A 15,913-nucleotide genomic window follows, 5' to 3' on the forward strand; every position below is an offset into this window, starting at 1 on the left:
ACGGGTTCGATGCTATTGTAGGCGAAACTGTTTGGTGCTGTTCGCCCTGCCCTTTTTCCTCTCAACGGAAACGATCGATGACCCCGACAGAAATTCTTTGCGACCTGATCCGTTGTCCGAGCGTCAATCCCATGGGCGGCGACGAAATGGGAGATATTTTCTATGAATCTCGCCTGAGTGATTGGCTCGAAGGATTCTTTGCTTCGATCAACGCACCCTGCGAACGCATCGAAGTCGCGCCGCAGCGAGCCAATCTTCTGGCGAAGTTCGAATCGCGGGGGGCAACGCAAACGATTTTGCTCGATGCCCATCAAGACACGGTGCCCGTGGTCGGAATGACCATCGATCCATTCAGCCCCGTCCAGCAGGATGGTAAAATATATGGACGCGGTGCCTGTGACGTCAAAGGCGGCATGGCCGCGATGTTGCACGCGTTCGCTCGACTGCATCTCGAACGGCCCGCCGGTGCCGCCAATGTGATCCTGTCCTGTTCCTGTGACGAAGAGGCGACGACCTTGGGCGTTCATGATTTGGTCAGCTACTGGGGTGATTGCAAGGGGAAGTCAACGTTGATCAGCGACCCACCGGACGTTGCGATTGTGGCCGAACCAACGGGCTTGGATGCTGTCGTCGCTCATTTAGGAGTCTTGCGATTCCGCGTGCACACACACGGCAGGGCATGCCACAGCAGTGTTCCAAGCCGCGGTGAGAACGCGATATATAAAATGGCGAGGGTGGTTGCGGGCTTGGAGCAAATTGCATTGAGGCTTCCCGTCACGGTGCCATCGCATTGCCTTTGCGGACCGGCCGCGTTGAGCGTTGGTCGCATCGACGGCGGCACGAGCGTGAATATCGTTCCCGCCCGTTGCACGATCGAGATCGATCGCCGGGTCGCTCCCGGTGAGCAACTCGGCGAGCTCCAACAAAAGATCAACGAACAGATATTGTCCCTCGACCCGACTGCGACCATCGATCCTCCCTGGGTCAGTTCTGCGGCACTGGATGATCGCGAGAACCATCCGATCGCCGATCGTATTTTGGCCATCACCCGTAAACTCTCGGGGCCACATCACAAAGTCGGTGTCGCCTATTGCACCCACGCGGCGACGATCGCGGACAGTGGCCGCCCCGCGATCGTTTTTGGGCCCGGCTCGATCGAGCAAGCACATACGCAAGACGAATACATCGAAGTTGAGCAACTCGACCAAGCTGCGGAAATTTACTATCGTTATTGCGCCGGTCATCGCGACTGACGAACAACGATCGGGTGGATCGTCGGTCTGGCGAAGCGACCGTGTGGGAGGACTCGACTTCGTTGCATTTGGGGGCGAATTGTTGGGGTTCGCTTTCCTGCGGTGTTCGACCAATCGTAAGTCATTGACCCACGCAGCTGCGTGGGATCCATTGATCTCACCGTTTGCCAGCCAGTGATGGCCGTGGGTTGGCATTGATACCTGGACGGTTTTCTAACGACGTCCTCTACTAGCCTTGGCGGCAATCCGCTAAGTACTATCGAGCCAGTCGACCAGTGCAAGGCTGATTTTGTTTCCAATCGAATAGGATATTGACCGTGAGCCAAGAAGCTGAACCCACCTCGTCGACACGCTTAAAGCGGAGTCGAGTCTTCAGGCTGCTCATCGGCGTCGTCTTGCTATGGGCCGTCTTGGCCTATCTGCTCGTCCCTTTGGTCTGGGACGGTTATGCCAAGATCGACCCCGCACTGGACGACGTGCCGCGGGTCACCGAAACGGGAGATCACCATCCCGGCGACCCGTTGAACGTCGAACTGATCGGCACCGAGCTCCAACTGGAATCCATCATGAAGGCGGCGGATTGGTATACGGCAGCCGCATTGGGGATTCACAGTGACTTTGACATCGCGGCCGACACCATCCTTTCACGGCCCGATGACGAAGCGCCAGTCAGCAGTTTGTACTTGTTCGGGCGAAAAGAGGATTTTGCTTTTGAACAACCTGTCGGCGACAATCCGCGGCATCGACATCACGTGCGATTATGGAAGACAGAGCATTTAAGCAAAGATGGTCGCCCGAAGTGGATTGGCTCGGCCGTCTATGACGAGCGAGTTGGCCTCAGCCGAACGACGGGCCAAATCACCCACGTCACCGCCCCGGATGTCGATGTCGAGCGAGACTATCTATTTCAATGTCTCGCCAAGACCGGCGATCTTGAGTCGCAATTCATTGTGCACGGATTCCATCAGCAGCTTTCCGGACGCAACGGGGGCGGCGATCCATGGCGAACCGACGGCGATCTCTATGGCGGCGTCATCAAAGCGACGGCCGAGTAAGTGCTACCGACCTCGCTCGGTTCGCATTTTCCGGCATTTTCTAGCCGAATTGTTGTCGTAGTCTCGGACTGTTCTTCCACCGGTAATTCGGTAGGCAGCAGCCCGCCCCTCTTTCGACTCAATCGTACCTCGTCTTTCCCCCGCCCCCGACTCACAGCTCGCGGGCACTTTTGGGAAGGACGTTAGTGTCTCGTTGGCCAGCTATCTGGAATTGCTCGACTGGACGGGCCGTCAACTCCGCAGTGACAAGGTCGGTGCGATCCCCGCGCACTTGCAGCCGATCCTCACACGTATGGGCTTGGATACCCATGCCTGGTGCGACGTCGTGAGCCGATTTGGGCGGGTGTTCAAGCGAGCAGCGGGTAGCCCAGAACACCTCGCCGAGGAAGCCGGCCGTCGCGGTCAAGGCTGGCTCTGCGCCCGTGACAACCCACTCGGGATATCTTCGGCCTGACCGTCTTCGCAAAAACCCTGTTTTTGATTCCATCCGAGTTCGCTGCTGCGCCGTAACCGGAGAATCGGATAAAAATCAGTCAGATGCTCGGTGGCAGCATTCTGCGAGGACCGGATCGTAGTTAAATCGGCCGAAAGACAAGCCGCAGCCCGAGCTGAAAAGTGAGTGGCCCACTTTCTTTTCCTTGAAGCGTCGTTTTGCTCCGGCGCAGAGTCCGGCTTATCGCCTAATCGGAACCGGACACCCTAATCTTCTCCGGTGCAGTCTATCGCTTACTCATCTAAGTTCCAGTTTTGCACTTTCCGCATGCTATCCGGCGAGCGTCGCCAGGAACGTGAGCAGACGTCTGGAATTATCGTCGGGTGTCGCAGCGAGCGACACCCCCGATAATTTCTCTTCCCAGGATTTGCGGCGTAGCGTCGTGAGCATGTCCGCGAAGCTCGGTTCAGACTTCCAGTGGTACCAAGGTCGATTCGGAAACTGGAGTTCCTCGTGGCCTTCGGTCGCGAACCACAGGATCGACAGGCTGTACAGGAACATCGCCATCGGAGCGGTTCGTTCGACCGCTTTGGGAGTGCGGTTCGCCGGATCTTCTAGTCCGAGATGTTGCTTGCAATCGAAGTGCGTCACTTCAATCGACCAACGTTGCGAGAAGATCGAAAGAATTTCCTGGGGCTTCATCGACACGTCGGTGCAGTAAAAGATTCGTGTCGGCCGCTGACCCACGGTGTCTTGCGAGAGCACCAGGCGAAGCAGTCGGTCGTTGCCGGCTTTGTAGTACAGTCCCGTGCGAGTTTTCACCCGCAGCGATCCGTGCAGCCCGTATTGATCGTAGTGGAGCGTTTGCCAACGTGAACTGTCCTGCTCCCAAGCAGCGGCATCTTTCAACCGCTCACCTTTCTTACGGCGAGGCCCACGACGGACGGTTGTTTCTTGAGGGGCCGGTGAGTAGAGCGCCGCCTTGGCATGAACTGGGCCAATCAACTCAAAGTTCTCAGGCAACTTCGACAGCACGCTCTTGCCGCTGTAAAGACTGTCGACGACGAGAATGAACTGGCGATCTGGGAACCATGCAGCAACCATGGCCACCATCTCAGCCATCAGTTCAGGCCGTGTTTTATGGGCTTTTGGATCGGGTTTGTTTTTCTTCTTGGCGTTCTCAGCTGCCTTCTTCTTAGCTGCTGCGGCTTGCTTGGCCTGCTTGGATGCGGCACGCACCTGCGCGGCGGTGGGATTCTTCTTGCGTTTGCCTTTCCCTTTGGCGAGCCCCTGGCGATTGCGATAGAGCCTCATGCAAATCGGCAGAGAAAAGACTTTCGTCGGTGCCCACCATGGATGAGCAATCACGATGCACAGGTCCACCCAATCGTGCCCCCAGTGACAAATTTTCTTGGACTTCGACGAACTCAACGCATCGTGGTGCATTCCAGCACCAAAGATCCCCAGGCCGCGTTTACGACAGAGGGTGTCATCCCCCGAAAGCACGATCGTGGCATCGGCACCGATCAAGTTGTTCAGGATCAACTGGGCCAACAGTTTCCAGAGATGATCGATGTCCCAAGCCGCTTGCGAGAAGAAGCGGTGGTAATCAGAGAAATGCCCGTTGCCAACGGAGTCGCTGGAAATAATCAGATCGGTGACATAGCGATGTCGGGCTGACAGAATCCAGCCGGTCATCAACAGGCGAAACGTTTGGAAGCTGGGAGCGGTGAAAGCTGGGGAGAACGTGCGTAGCAGAGTCTCGAACGAACTGGTAAGTTCCATGGTGGGCGGCTTCCGTGCCAAAGGATTTGAAAGTTTGAAGGTTCAAATCTCATTGGAACGGGCCGCCTTTTTCGTGCCAATATCAGTTAGCAAAAAGTGCAAAACTGGAACTAAGAGGCCTGACCCATTAGATGGCTTATCGCCGAAAACCCGGCTATTTAGCCAATGCGATATAGATACGACAGCAAAGACGCAGATTAGCAAGTCCACCTGCATCTTGCCGTAAAATAACCCATGGAGGACAAACGTGAGCGCGGTGGAAAAAAAAAGTAGAAAAATGCTCGGTCCTGACTACTTCTAATCATTCGGACACTCCGCGCAATTCGCCATGCATTGGCTATACCTCATCTTCAATAACGGAACGCAACGCATCTTCCCCGCCATCGGGAACGTTACGCATATGACAGTGGCCGACATGCCTTCGAGTTGGCAACCCTTTTCACAGGTAGAACGACTACAGCAGTCACTTAAAGTTGCAGGCGGGTCAGATTCAGCTTCCTCGATTTCAAAATCACCTGTCGCGAACCCATTTCCAGGTAGCTCACCGCAAGCAGCACTGCAGCAATCCTGCGCGCTGTTAGTGCCGTTTCCCGCGCTTTTTCCGCAGGGTGTAGTCACCGTTGTTGGTGGCTCCAAAAATCCTGGCAGTATTATTGAACTCTCTTGGCAAGTGCATGTTATCTGCGTTGGCGTGAAAGCGGGAGGGAATCCCCTTCGCGGCGGCGGCAATGGTGGATGAACGTCGATAATCGTCGGAGGCTTTGGAAGGTGCCAAGATCTTGGCGGTCGTCCCATACCCGGAGGTGGGCCATCGCCGAACGTCTGCAGCCCCATAGGGTCTAGGCCTGCGAGTGGACCTCCATTTACGTATTGAAAAAGGTTCCACGGGCTCCCTCCATATCTGATCGGGTCTCTGGAGCAAGACTGGTGGGGAGCAAGGGTAGAGGCACTTGTAGTCATCGTAGATGCCGAATCGTCACGCTTGGCGATCTCGGAGTCGCTGCTGTAAGGCTGCGAGCTGAGTCGTAAGTACATCTGTTTCCTGCGATTGGAGTGCGGCATCCGTCGCAGGCGGTTCCTCAAGCAACTCCTGGAGCATCTGAATCTTGCCAGCAAGTTTGCCCTTGGCTAGCCCACGCTGCTCCCCCTCTTCACGCCCTTCTTCACGCCCTTCCTCGCGGGCGCCAGAGATGGCCCATTCGTAGTCTCGTTGGGCCTTTTCGCGTTGGTCGTACATGTCTTTGTCCTCGGTCTTGGCGGAAATGATCTCGATCGTCGATATCGCGATGTCGAACTCGATCCCTGGCAACAATCGCCTGAGCGCGTCCGCATCGTAGTTTTGGGCAAAGAGTAGCAGGAACGCCCACTGCTGTAGTTTACCCGCCCCAGCGATCGACCGCTCGTCCAATTCGTATTTCGGCAATTCTAACGTGTGCACCTCGATTGCGTTTGACAGCTCCCGCTCGCTCTCCCGATCCATCATTTGAAATCGATGATGGGGCTGGCGAGATTCCCGGAAAAGGATGCCATTGAGCAGGCAAATCGAAATCGAAGGCGCGGCCAGGGCGTAGTTGCCACCTTGAGACAGTTGGTCGACGTACATGCTGCAGGCGTAGTACACCAGTCGCTCGATCAGCCCTGCGTAGACGGAGACCTGCATTTCCACGTTGAGCCAACGCCCCGCCGAGTCTCGGCAGCGCACGTCGAGCACGATCAATTTGCTCTCAGAAAACTCCTGGTAGCTGAACGGATTGAGGACTTCGACCACTTCGATCGGGTGCTCGAAATCAAGAATTGCATTGAGTAGCCCAATCAGCGCTGCGGAATTCTGTGGCGAGCCAAAGATCTTCTTGAAAGCAAAATCGACGGTCGGCCGGATTCCCAACGGCATGGCATGATCCCAAATGTGTGAAGGAAAACGACAGAAACAACACCCATTCTAGCTGCGCCAAGTTGTCAGGTGTCATCCAAGTCGAACGCAGAAGTCGGATTGGGCATCCTGATTGAAGTTGGTTGCGACGTCTCTGGATGTTGGTGGATCGTCCAACCTTGGCGAAACGACGGCCGAAGAACTCGCAGGTGATGAAGTAGACTCCAGAGTTTGACAAGGTTGGTGCTTCCGGTTTTGGTGATCGGCGAACTGGTCGGCAAGGATGAATAACGATTTCTACCCGCCACTCGCTGCGTCGATCTTCTGCTGAATTTGTTTGATGCAGTTGGTGGCGTAGGCCGAATGCTCAGGCCAACGATCGACAATCTGGCGGTACGCAGCAATAGCCTCATCCCAATCACCAGTCTTGTCTAACCGCAATGCAGCGTCCAAAGCGTCATCGGCGGACAGATCTTGTCCTTGCTCCTCATCGGCGTCACCGAAATCAAAGTCATCGGACCAGTCAAACGTTCCGACGTCCATGAACGCATTGCACTTCGGACAGTTCTGCGTCGTTCCTTCTTGCAAGGCGGGGAACTCGCTCGTCTCGCCGCACTCTTCGCATTCCGATTCGATCGGCGGCGAGTCGTCCTGCTCCGCCCGGCGCTGGTACCGTTGGATCTCGAACTGACGTAAGAGTTCGCCAGCTCGCTCGAGGTCTGATTTGTCGACGAAGACTTGCGGCTTGTGGAATTGGCTGATCGTCCCGAATGCGAACAGGCTCACACCCGAATTATCTTCGACAGCATGGGACCGAACGCCGTTCGCCTGCAGCCAAGTGACAACCGAATGGGCTTCGAGATTCCCGCTGGCAGTGTAGGCCAGCACGGGATCTTTCAGCGGAGCATCATCGTTACCGGAGGAAAACTGGTCACCAGTTCCGCTGTAAAACGATTCGTCGGATGTGGGGTCTTTCATGCGTCACCTTCCGATTCTCGTTCTTGCAATGCGTCGCCAAGTTGAGCCATGAAGTGGCCAAGTTCGTCGGCGTTTTGGAGTGCCTGCACTTTCCACTGATCTTCGGTCAGCTCAAACGCTCGCTCGCCGATACGCTCGACCTCTAGCCGCGTGCTTTGGATCACGACGCGGCCGTTCGCGTTGCTGTACCACTCCAAGTACAAACACTTTTTCCATGTGAAGGGCGGCTTTTCACCGGCCATCAAGCGACGCACCAATTCGCTGTCGGGAATGTCGTGATGCTTGATCATCTGGTCCGCGGTGATGTCGCCGACGTGACCAGACTGGTCGAGACTGATGCCTGAGTAATCGGGCGATTCGTCGGCGTCGAATAGCTCCGGTTCGACACGATGGATGTTGAACTTCCAACCGGCTAGATCCGGGTGGCAGTTGCCCGCTAACTTGAGCTGCAATCGCTGGTCGATCCCATCAAGTTCAAGCCATCCGACGGTCCAACCAAGGGTGGTGTTATCGAGCTGGCCGGCTTTCACAAGTCGTTCGGGTCGCCACGCCATGTTAAAACCCAGGGAAAAGAACTTTGGGATGAATATGGTTGCGATTTTAACAGAAGAGTTTCAGCCTGGCATGGTGGACGCGTAATGAGAACACTGAAACGAGGTGTCACGCCGGGGCCGTTCATCGAGTCGGTTTTCTTGGATCCCAAGACACTTGAGGCTGCGATGGATTGGTGATGCTTGGCTGGAAAAGAAGAGCCTTCAGTTAGCGACAAACATGACGGCCGAAGGTTCGGACCGGGATCCGTGGAGCATCGGCGTCTCGTTGAGTTGAATCTCCCCGTTCACTCGAACGACTCCTGGCTGAGGACATCCTTGATGTAGGAGTTCACTTCGCCAGGGTGAGTCAGCGAAACGACGTGTCCGCCGCCTTCGACGATCTTGTCTGGATCTGTGTAACGCAGTGGGAGTGTCCAGTCGTGGTCGCCGTGCAGATGGAAAATCGGGCAAGACACCGTCGGTGCGACCGACCAATCCAGGATGCGACGCAAAGACCATTTAAAAACGTCCGGGTTGGAGTCGCGGAACTGACATGCCAGTCCGTATGCGAACGGTGCATGCCGCTTAACGAGTCGCGTCGCGATCGGTCGAGCTAAAAGTTGAAGAAGGCGTATTGGAATGAAGGGGATCAAGAATCGAAGCGGTCGAGCGCAGCGGGCATACATTGGCAGTTGTGATGGCGACTTGATACTTCCGATCAAAATCACTGCCTGGGCGTCAACGTATTTCGCCAGATGAAGAGCGACGATTCCGCCAAACGATGCGCCGCCGATAATGCATGAACCTTCGCCGAGTGTTCCGGCTAAACGCCCGGCGTAGTCATTGATGGTTTCGGAACGTTCCGGCTCCAGCCAAGCTGGGCAATGCATCTGCGGGAATGCAATCTTCTGCGGCGTGAAGATGCGCGCGTCCGCGGCAAGCCCGGAGAGAAGAACGAGTGGCGTCGCCGTATCGACTGGAGTCGTGAACATTGCCATGAATTAACTTGGGATATCGCCGACGCACCGAAACCCGAGACACCGGCCGCGGGCGTTGGGATTTCGGCCGCGGCGGTAACTTGGCCGGCATAGTTCAATCGGACCCACCCAACTTCCGCCACGCTCACTTCGTATTCCGGTTTCAACTTCGGCGACCGGGTCGAGTTTAGTGGCTGGTTGGCTGGAATAGAATTCAGGCGAGAACCAATCGCGGCACCAATGCCAGATCGTGCCGCTCATGTGCCTGAGGTCAAACCGCGATTGGCCGTAGTTTTGCTGCACCGCCGGCATCGGCAAGCCTTCCGATTCGTACGTCTCGCCGCGCTGGTGAATCCTAGCGTAGACATTGTCTTTGTCATTGAACGATGCCTCTGCGGAGTATTCCCACTGTGCTTCCGTCGGCAGATAGCTCCGCTCCGACCCATCCGCCGCCCAGTCGTGGCCGTTTGCCCAACGCGAGTAAGCATCGGCGGCGTACCATGAAACCATCACGACTGGTTGCATCGCCGTGCCCGCTCGAGGCTTCCGCGTTTGTTCGCTCCGTTCAAATTGCATGTCACCCTGGCGATCATCGTTCGGGGCAAGAGCGATCAACATTTCGATGTCGTGCTTTTGAAGGTCGATCGCATTGAGGAATCGGCAGAACGCGGTGACCGACACCGGTTCGATGTCAATCAGAAACGGTGAAAGCGTGATCGCGTGGCGTGGTCTCTCGTCGTCATGAGCATCCTCGTCATCGCTTCCTACCAATACCGAGGCCTCCTGAAGTTCCACGCAAACCATGCCGTCTGTGACTCGGCGAAACATCAGACGCTCTCCGTCCGCATCCAACTTTTCGTACCGTCCGATTCGCTGCAGATCGTCGGAGTTAAAGCGTCCACCGAGTTGCGAGAAGCCGGATTCCGCTGCCGGCGGATGCTCGATCGGTTTTTTCCGCCAGCCGCTGCGAATGGGTTTGCCGGTGCCCTGGTTCAAAAACACGAACTCCGCGAGGTCGCGAATTCTGAACGGTTGCCGCGCGAAGATCAGTTTGCCGACAGGTGTCTTCGGTGTGTCTGGGATTGTGATGCCGAATTCATCTTCGGTTTCCATAATCAGCTCGATCAGATCGAGACTGTCACAATTGAGATCTTCGATCATTCGGCTCTCGGGCTTTACCTTATCGAGGTCCATTCCAACCTGTTCGGCCGTCAACACACAAAGCCGTGCCTCGACTTGCTCCAACTCCAACCAAACCGAAGACGCGTTCACGATGGATCTCTCTGCAGTGGAATCGAATGGGGAGGCAATTACGAGGGTTTGAACACGACCATTGTATGGTCTTCGCCGACGAGTTCTTCGCAGATGATTTCAGAAATCGTGTCCCAATCCCCGCCAGCCAGTCCGGCACCGATCATCGGGTGCCCGATTCGCCTGCCCGCGAAATCACGTTGGATGCTCTTGAACACTTCGCGGATCGCTTCATAGTCCGCCTTCACGCCGGCACCTCGCCAATGGAACTGCGTGTAAGCGTTCACAACGTCGAACGAATGCTCGCCGACGATGACCTTCGCAGAGGAATACGTCCCGAGCTTGTCACGGTCGCCTTTGGGGGTCGCCAAGTCCGCCTCGTATGCGGCCGGAAATTGATTGCGGATCGACTTGGCGATGCCAGCTCCCATCGTGCAGAAACAATTGCAACCATGAACGATGACATCGAAACGTCCTTCGCCGGCCAGTTTTAACAGGTCCCCTTCAATGCTTTTCATCGTTCATCCGTCCTCATCGCGTACTCTGACACCGCCTCCACGATCACAACGGAGTCGCAATCGTACAAGTCCGCTCCACCGAACGGATTCAATTCGACCAAACGATACTGATCGCCAACTTGGCAAATGTCCAAGACATAGACGGGGCAAGGTGGCAACATTGTCGAGGCCACTTCATCGGCCAAAGCACGAGCCTCAGCGTCGCCACCACTGTCGGCCGCACGCCGCGTGTCCGCGTCGTACCCACTGCCGGCAACCACTCGCCCCTCAACCACGACAAACCGCCACTCGCGGCCAACGTCGACGACGGGTGCGATGACCACGGGCAGGGTCTCGTCCTCGTAGTAAAACCCGTGATCGAGTGTTTGGAGCGAAATCGAATTCACATCCAGCACTCGACCGCTAAACGGCTTGAGCGGACTGTCCGGCCGAACAAACACGCGCTCATCGCATCCAATCTCAGCGGCCACATCGGCCGCATTCGCGATCAATTCGTTCGCTGGCAAGCACCGCCACTGGCGATGCAACAACCACCGACTCGCCCGCGGATACCAAGACGTGCAACTGAATTCGTTGACCGGGCAAAACGAACCAGGAAACCAAATCGCCTTCATCTCGATCACCGCGGCATTGCCAAGCGAGCCATGAAAAATAATCGGTGTCTCCCGATCAAACTCCGGCGGCTCATGCAGCCACCATTCATCACGAGACTCAACGATCCGATGCCCCTCCGCAGCAATCGCCTTCCGCAAACGATCATGCGAGTTCGGAAAAACATCCGATTCAAGAATCCAAGTCACGGCAGTCATTCGTCTCGCGCCCAATAGAGTTCTTTCATTCAACAGCACGGACCGGCTTCAAGGACCGAAGGTTCATGCGGCCAAAACCCTCAACAATATAACCCAACATCATCTGATTCACACCAAGCAGGCTCACGAGGCAATCGGGTAGCCACGGATGGACAAGTATTTTTAAGCTGCGATCATCGCGAGACGAATCTATGTTTGATCAGTGAGAATCCGTGGAACAAGACCGATTGAGTCCATGCAAGTGATGAATAGAGACGCAGATATTGTTGAACTTGTCGAAACGAGTGTGCGGGAACGCATGGACGGGCATGCGAGCCTTTCTGGATCAGTTCAGCGTGAGTGCGGAGGGGAAATCTATTCTCTCAATGTCAACTCCATGACGAAGTTCGTCAACTCGACACCGAGACACTCGACCGTTTGTTCGGCGACGATTTTGAATCCTCGCGACAGAAAGAACGGCTTCGCTGTGATGCTGGCTTGCGTGTGGATGCGAGTTAAGCTGTCATTCTTTGCGGCTGATTTGATCGCGCGGAACAACATCGTCGCGATGCCTTGTCGCTGGTGATCGGCGGACACAAACAGGCGGTCGAGGTAACCGTCGGGTGTCATGTCATGGAATAGGGACAGGCAAGATATAGTTGCCTTCGATTGCGTCTTGCGTACCATTACCGATGGTTTCGCTGCTCAAAACCGTGACGCTGACGGAGGTGATGAAGATGCCCAGGCAAGCTCGTGGGGAAGTGATCGATCCGAATGAGGTTCAGATCCTCCACTGTATCGAGAGGTGTGTACGCAAGGCGTGGCTCTGTGGGACCGATCCCGCTACTGGAGAGTGCTTTGAGCACCGCAGGGGCTGGATCCGCGACCGAATGGAATTCCTCGCCTCCGTGTTCGCGATCGATTGTCTGACGTTTTCGATCATGAGTAATCACCTACACCTCGTTTTAAGAAGTCGCCCGGACGTCGTCGCGGCGTGGTCGGACGAAGAGGTCGCCCAGCGTTGGCTGCGGCTGTTCCCCGAACGTCGTAACCCTGACGGCAGCCCCGCCGTGCCGACGAGACCGGAACTGAACATTATCCTGAATCAGCCGGAGGTTCTTGCCTCGCGGCGTCAGCGATTGTCTGACGTGAGCTGGTACATGCGCTGTCTCGCCGAGAATATTGCCCGCCGCAGTAACGCCGAGGACGAGGCTCGCGGCCACTTTTGGGAGGGGCGTTTTCGGGCACAGGTGCTCCTCGATGACGCGAGTTTATTGGCGTGTGCGGCCTACGTGGATCTCAACCCGATTCGCGCCGCCATGGCGGAAACGCCTGAATCAAGCAAATACACCGGAGCCAAGGATCGGATTGACGACTTGACTCAATGCTCAGATCGGACCCGCGAGAGCACCCATGACTGGGAGCGAAGCCGCGGCCGCCAGCACAGCGGCTGGATGAGTCCAATCGAAATTGACGAGCAGAGCGATCCCGTCGGGCCGCACCTGGATCATTCGGGCAGACGAGGCAGCCTGAAAGGTTTCCTAAGTGTCTCGTTGGCCAGCTATCTGGAATTGCTCGACTGGACGGGCCGTCAACTCCGCAGTGACAAGGTCGGTGCGATCCCCGCGCACTTGCAGCCGATCCTCACACGTATGGGCTTGGATACCCATGCCTGGTGCGACGTCGTGAGCCGATTTGGGCGAGTGTTCAAGCGAGCAGCGGGTAGCCCAGAACACCTCGCCGACGAAGCCAGCCGTCGCGGTCAAGGTTGGCTCTGCGCCCGTGACAACCCACTCGGGATATCGTCGGCCTGACCGTCTTCGGAAAACCTTCCACTTTGATTCCCTCCGGGGTCGCTGCTGCGCCGATATCGGAGAATCGGATCAGAATCAGCCCAATGCTCGGTGGCGGCATTCTGCGAGGACCGGATCGTAGTTGAATCGGCCGAAAAACAAGCCGCAGGCCGGGCTGAAAAGTGGGTGGCCCTCTTTTCCTCTCCGCAGTAACGCCGAGGACGAGGCTCGCGGCCACTTTTGGAAACGTGCGGTGCCATGCGTCGAAACTCTCAATTGGAAGAAGTTGAATTTGTCGTGTGCTTACGCAGTAGCTGCGTGAGTTTCTAGCTTGTCTTTCGGACAGTACGTTGCGGGGTCCGAAGTGATTCTGGTGGTGCAGGGCGACCTTGACCGCTTTGGTGCTCAGATAACCGACGCAATCGCTGTACCTCGTTCTCGTCTGCCCAGAACAACCAGACGCGTCCGAACGGTCGTTGGTCGGCAATCGCCCAACCACGCGTCACCCAGTCTTTCAATTTTTTCTCAGCGACTCCAATCGCGGATGCGAGATCGCTACCAAGCCATTGGTCATCAAGTGGCTCGGGGGCAGTCAGTTGCTGACGACTTGTTGGATCGTCCGCTAGCAGCTTACCGATCATCGACGCTGAAATCGGCTTGGTGTGCCGCGGCGAACGATAGCCTTCTTGCTCAAGTATCTTGGCCACCTCAGGAGTTCGACGCCTTTCCAAAACCAACTCAAGCATACGTGTCATGAGTTCACGATAGTTGTCCATCTGCGGATACAGTGTGACCGTTCGTGTCATCTCGTAAACGCTCTCATATCCACCTCGCCACTGCAATCGAACGTCGACACGCTGAGTGTTGTTCTGGACCGCTACGATCACTTGTTGTAGTAGCAGTCGAATGATCTCTTTACGATCGACAATGCTTAACGATTCGTTCCAAAGTGAATGCACATCGCGAGAACACTGAAGGATCACATCGCGTTGAGCCTGTGCGAGTTTTGTTGAAACTTGGCCTCGTAGCTCGTTCAATTCCTGCTCAGTGGCTTGCAGTTCAATGAGCGACTGCTCCCAATTGTTTTCCAACTGTGCCGCTACCAAACGATTGGCCGGATCAACATGACGATAGCCTCGCTCAGCAACCTCAACTGCATAACGTGCTTGCTCGACGCGATCAACAAACAGTTTCTCCATTTGTTGCCTCCGCGTCTCTTCATTCTCGATCACTTGCAGGCTCAGTTCGACGCCTGCTGGCGAGAGAGCTTCAAGGATTTTACTTTCAACGAAGCTATCCAATATCTCACAACGAATCGAGCTGTGACATGGCGTGGCAGCGGCGACCGTTCGGTGGCGAAAGCAGCCATACATTGAATGAGAATTCTTCGGATAGTTGGCCGACAAGCGACGACCACAATGGCCGCACTTGATGATTCCACCTAACAACGCTGTGCCACCGCGAACCGGACCACTGCGGTCGGGACGACTATCGTTTTCGGCCAGACGTTGTTGGTTATCACAGTACTGCTGCCATGTAATGTAAGCAGGATGTCGATCAAGCAGTAGCACCTTCCACTGTTCGGGCGGAAGATGTTTTTTTGACGTTTTTTGTGGTGATTTAAGACCGTACTTTTTTTTACGTCCATAGCCATACGCGCCAGCGTAGAGCGGGTGTTTGAGCATCTCGTAAACGGTCGTCTTGGCCGCCAAACGCCAGTCGATCTCGTTCGTGACCCCTGCTTGTCGGTTGCGAAACGGAAGTCGAATGTGATGCTCAGACAAATAATGAAATAAGGCGTGAGAGCTACCAATCACTTGAAATTGTTCAAAGAATATTTTCATCACGTGACGTGCGGATTCGTCAGGATCGAGTTGTGGCATTCCACGCGCGTCGAGGACATAGCCAACCGGAACATCGTGAAACAACTCCCCGCGCTGAGCTTTGCTCAAACGCCCTCTTTCCAGTCGGACCTTCATGGTGTGCAGTTCCATCTCACTGATGATTCCCTTGAGGCCCAGGACGAGTCGATCGTTCGGATCATGGGGGTCAAAGACACCATCTTCATCTGCAATCAACGTATTGAAAATCGCACATACTTCAAACAGATCGCTCCAGTCCTTTGAGTTGCGAGCCAAGCGGCTCATTTCGAGTCCCGCGACAAGACCGACTTTTTGATCGGTGATTAATTCGAGCAGTCGGCGAAAACCTTCTCGCTGGGCGCTGCCGCTTCCGCTGAGACCAAGATCGTCATCAATGACCATCACTTTGTCGGGCTCCCAGCCCAGTGCAATGACACGATCTTTCATCGCGTACTGACGTGCGGTTGATTCCTGATGATCTCGTAGTTGGGCACAGGTGGACTGTCTGACATACACGGCCGCATCAAGCTCGAGATGCTCCGCCGTCACTTTCGGATGAAGGAAGTTCCTTGGGCTCGCTTCGAGAACTGCCTTCGCGCTAATTGCAAAATTATTCATCACTGTCCTCCTCGCCGCGGGGCGACTTCAGTGATGACTTGGCCGCTGCTTGCGACAGGAGTTGCAGAATTCGATGTTTGGTCTGCGGGTCGATCGCATGCTCCCACACGCGATCGAGAGGAACCGCTTTTACTATCGATGGCGACGATAGGCGCGGGGGGGGACAGCGGCGGGTTTTCCGTCGGGGCGCATGGGAGAC

Annotated in this window: 15 protein-coding genes; 5 read left to right on the top strand and 10 right to left on the bottom strand. The window is 55.7% G+C overall.

Going from position 1 to position 15,913, the window contains the following annotated elements; genetic code table 11:
* The first annotated feature begins 77 nt into the window (after positions 1-77).
* The 3 genes from SH410x_RS02820 (at position 78) to SH410x_RS02830 (ending at position 2,762) form a co-directional block, all read left to right on the top strand.
* Positions 78-1,253 carry a M20 family metallopeptidase gene (locus tag SH410x_RS02820; protein WP_473674410.1) on the top strand — a complete coding sequence of 392 codons (1,176 nt, stop codon included), beginning with the start codon at positions 78-80 and terminating at the stop codon, positions 1,251-1,253.
* A 317-nt stretch (positions 1,254-1,570) separates the two neighbouring features.
* Entirely contained in the window at positions 1,571-2,308 is a 738-nt protein-coding gene (locus SH410x_RS02825; RefSeq protein ID WP_473674412.1) for an LssY C-terminal domain-containing protein, read from the top strand.
* 193 nt (positions 2,309-2,501) lie between these two features.
* On the top strand, positions 2,502-2,762 hold the full coding sequence (locus tag SH410x_RS02830) for a hypothetical protein (protein WP_473674414.1): 261 nt from the start codon (positions 2,502-2,504) through the stop codon (positions 2,760-2,762).
* Between the two features lie 309 nt (positions 2,763-3,071).
* Here the strand turns inward: SH410x_RS02830 and SH410x_RS02835 are convergent, their stop codons facing one another.
* Positions 3,072-4,526 carry an IS701 family transposase gene (locus tag SH410x_RS02835; RefSeq protein ID WP_473669018.1) on the bottom strand — a complete coding sequence of 485 codons (1,455 nt, stop codon included), beginning with the start codon at positions 4,524-4,526 and terminating at the stop codon, positions 3,072-3,074.
* A gap of 328 nt (positions 4,527-4,854) precedes the next feature.
* Between SH410x_RS02835 and SH410x_RS02840 the strand changes: the two genes are divergently transcribed.
* Entirely contained in the window at positions 4,855-5,265 is a 411-nt protein-coding gene (locus tag SH410x_RS02840; RefSeq protein WP_473674416.1) for a hypothetical protein, read from the top strand.
* Between the two features lie 237 nt (positions 5,266-5,502).
* Here the strand turns inward: SH410x_RS02840 and SH410x_RS02845 are convergent, their stop codons facing one another.
* The 8 genes from SH410x_RS02845 to SH410x_RS02880 all read right to left on the bottom strand — a co-directional run bounded on the left by SH410x_RS02845 (position 5,503) and on the right by SH410x_RS02880 (position 12,128).
* Entirely contained in the window at positions 5,503-6,417 is a 915-nt protein-coding gene (locus SH410x_RS02845) for an Rpn family recombination-promoting nuclease/putative transposase (RefSeq protein WP_473674418.1), read from the bottom strand.
* Between the two features lie 276 nt (positions 6,418-6,693).
* The gene (locus tag SH410x_RS02850) at positions 6,694-7,374 is read right to left on the bottom strand and encodes a DUF2007 domain-containing protein (RefSeq protein WP_473674420.1); all 681 of its coding nucleotides are present in this window, start codon (positions 7,372-7,374) and stop codon (positions 6,694-6,696) included.
* A complete protein-coding gene (locus SH410x_RS02855) occupies positions 7,371-7,928 on the bottom strand; it encodes a hypothetical protein (RefSeq protein WP_473674422.1) in 558 nt (185 codons plus the stop codon). The genes SH410x_RS02850 and SH410x_RS02855 overlap by 4 nt, the downstream gene beginning before the upstream one ends.
* A 284-nt stretch (positions 7,929-8,212) precedes the next feature.
* Positions 8,213-8,905, bottom strand: a complete 693-nt coding sequence (locus SH410x_RS02860; RefSeq protein ID WP_473674424.1) for an alpha/beta fold hydrolase — start codon at positions 8,903-8,905, stop codon at positions 8,213-8,215.
* A 3-nt stretch (positions 8,906-8,908) separates the two neighbouring features.
* Positions 8,909-10,156, bottom strand: a complete 1,248-nt coding sequence (locus SH410x_RS02865) for an SUMF1/EgtB/PvdO family nonheme iron enzyme (RefSeq protein WP_473674426.1) — start codon at positions 10,154-10,156, stop codon at positions 8,909-8,911.
* 38 nt (positions 10,157-10,194) lie between these two features.
* Positions 10,195-10,653, bottom strand: coding sequence for a macro domain-containing protein (locus SH410x_RS02870; protein WP_473674428.1), 459 nt, complete (start codon positions 10,651-10,653; stop codon positions 10,195-10,197).
* On the bottom strand, positions 10,650-11,462 hold the full coding sequence (locus SH410x_RS02875; RefSeq protein ID WP_473674429.1) for an ATP-grasp domain-containing protein: 813 nt from the start codon (positions 11,460-11,462) through the stop codon (positions 10,650-10,652). The genes SH410x_RS02870 and SH410x_RS02875 overlap by 4 nt, the downstream gene beginning before the upstream one ends.
* 354 nt (positions 11,463-11,816) lie before the next feature.
* Positions 11,817-12,128: a GNAT family N-acetyltransferase gene (locus SH410x_RS02880; protein ID WP_473674430.1), complete on the bottom strand. Its 312-nt coding sequence runs from the start codon at positions 12,126-12,128 to the stop codon at positions 11,817-11,819.
* Positions 12,129-12,133: 5 nt separating this feature from the next.
* Between SH410x_RS02880 and SH410x_RS02885 the strand changes: the two genes are divergently transcribed.
* Positions 12,134-13,255: a transposase gene (locus SH410x_RS02885; RefSeq protein ID WP_473674431.1), complete on the top strand. Its 1,122-nt coding sequence runs from the start codon at positions 12,134-12,136 to the stop codon at positions 13,253-13,255.
* A gap of 305 nt (positions 13,256-13,560) precedes the next feature.
* Here the strand turns inward: SH410x_RS02885 and SH410x_RS02890 are convergent, their stop codons facing one another.
* Positions 13,561-15,714 (bottom strand): recombinase family protein, encoded by a 2,154-nt coding sequence (locus tag SH410x_RS02890; RefSeq protein WP_473674433.1) that lies wholly within the window; start codon positions 15,712-15,714, stop codon positions 13,561-13,563.
* Between the last annotated feature and the right edge of the window lie 199 nt (positions 15,715-15,913).

This window comes from Rhodopirellula sp. SH410 (assembly GCF_055811895.1).

Bases quoted from the DNA above. Each gene is read 5' to 3' on its own strand.
- SH410x_RS02880 (WP_473674430.1), bottom strand. From the start codon at position 12,128: ATGGTACGCAAGACGCAATCGAAGGCAACTATATCTTGCCTGTCCCTA.
- SH410x_RS02855 (WP_473674422.1), bottom strand. From the start codon at position 7,928: ATGGCGTGGCGACCCGAACGACTTGTGAAAGCCGGCCAGCTCGATAAC.
- SH410x_RS02840 (WP_473674416.1), top strand. From the start codon at position 4,855: ATGCATTGGCTATACCTCATCTTCAATAACGGAACGCAACGCATCTTC.
- SH410x_RS02860 (WP_473674424.1), bottom strand. From the start codon at position 8,905: ATGGCAATGTTCACGACTCCAGTCGATACGGCGACGCCACTCGTTCTT.
- SH410x_RS02890 (WP_473674433.1), bottom strand. From the start codon at position 15,714: ATGAATAATTTTGCAATTAGCGCGAAGGCAGTTCTCGAAGCGAGCCCA.
- SH410x_RS02885 (WP_473674431.1), top strand. From the start codon at position 12,134: ATGGTTTCGCTGCTCAAAACCGTGACGCTGACGGAGGTGATGAAGATG.
- SH410x_RS02820 (WP_473674410.1), top strand. From the start codon at position 78: ATGACCCCGACAGAAATTCTTTGCGACCTGATCCGTTGTCCGAGCGTC.
- SH410x_RS02845 (WP_473674418.1), bottom strand. From the start codon at position 6,417: ATGCCGTTGGGAATCCGGCCGACCGTCGATTTTGCTTTCAAGAAGATC.
- SH410x_RS02870 (WP_473674428.1), bottom strand. From the start codon at position 10,653: ATGAAAAGCATTGAAGGGGACCTGTTAAAACTGGCCGGCGAAGGACGT.
- SH410x_RS02835 (WP_473669018.1), bottom strand. From the start codon at position 4,526: ATGGAACTTACCAGTTCGTTCGAGACTCTGCTACGCACGTTCTCCCCA.
- SH410x_RS02875 (WP_473674429.1), bottom strand. From the start codon at position 11,462: ATGACTGCCGTGACTTGGATTCTTGAATCGGATGTTTTTCCGAACTCG.
- SH410x_RS02850 (WP_473674420.1), bottom strand. From the start codon at position 7,374: ATGAAAGACCCCACATCCGACGAATCGTTTTACAGCGGAACTGGTGAC.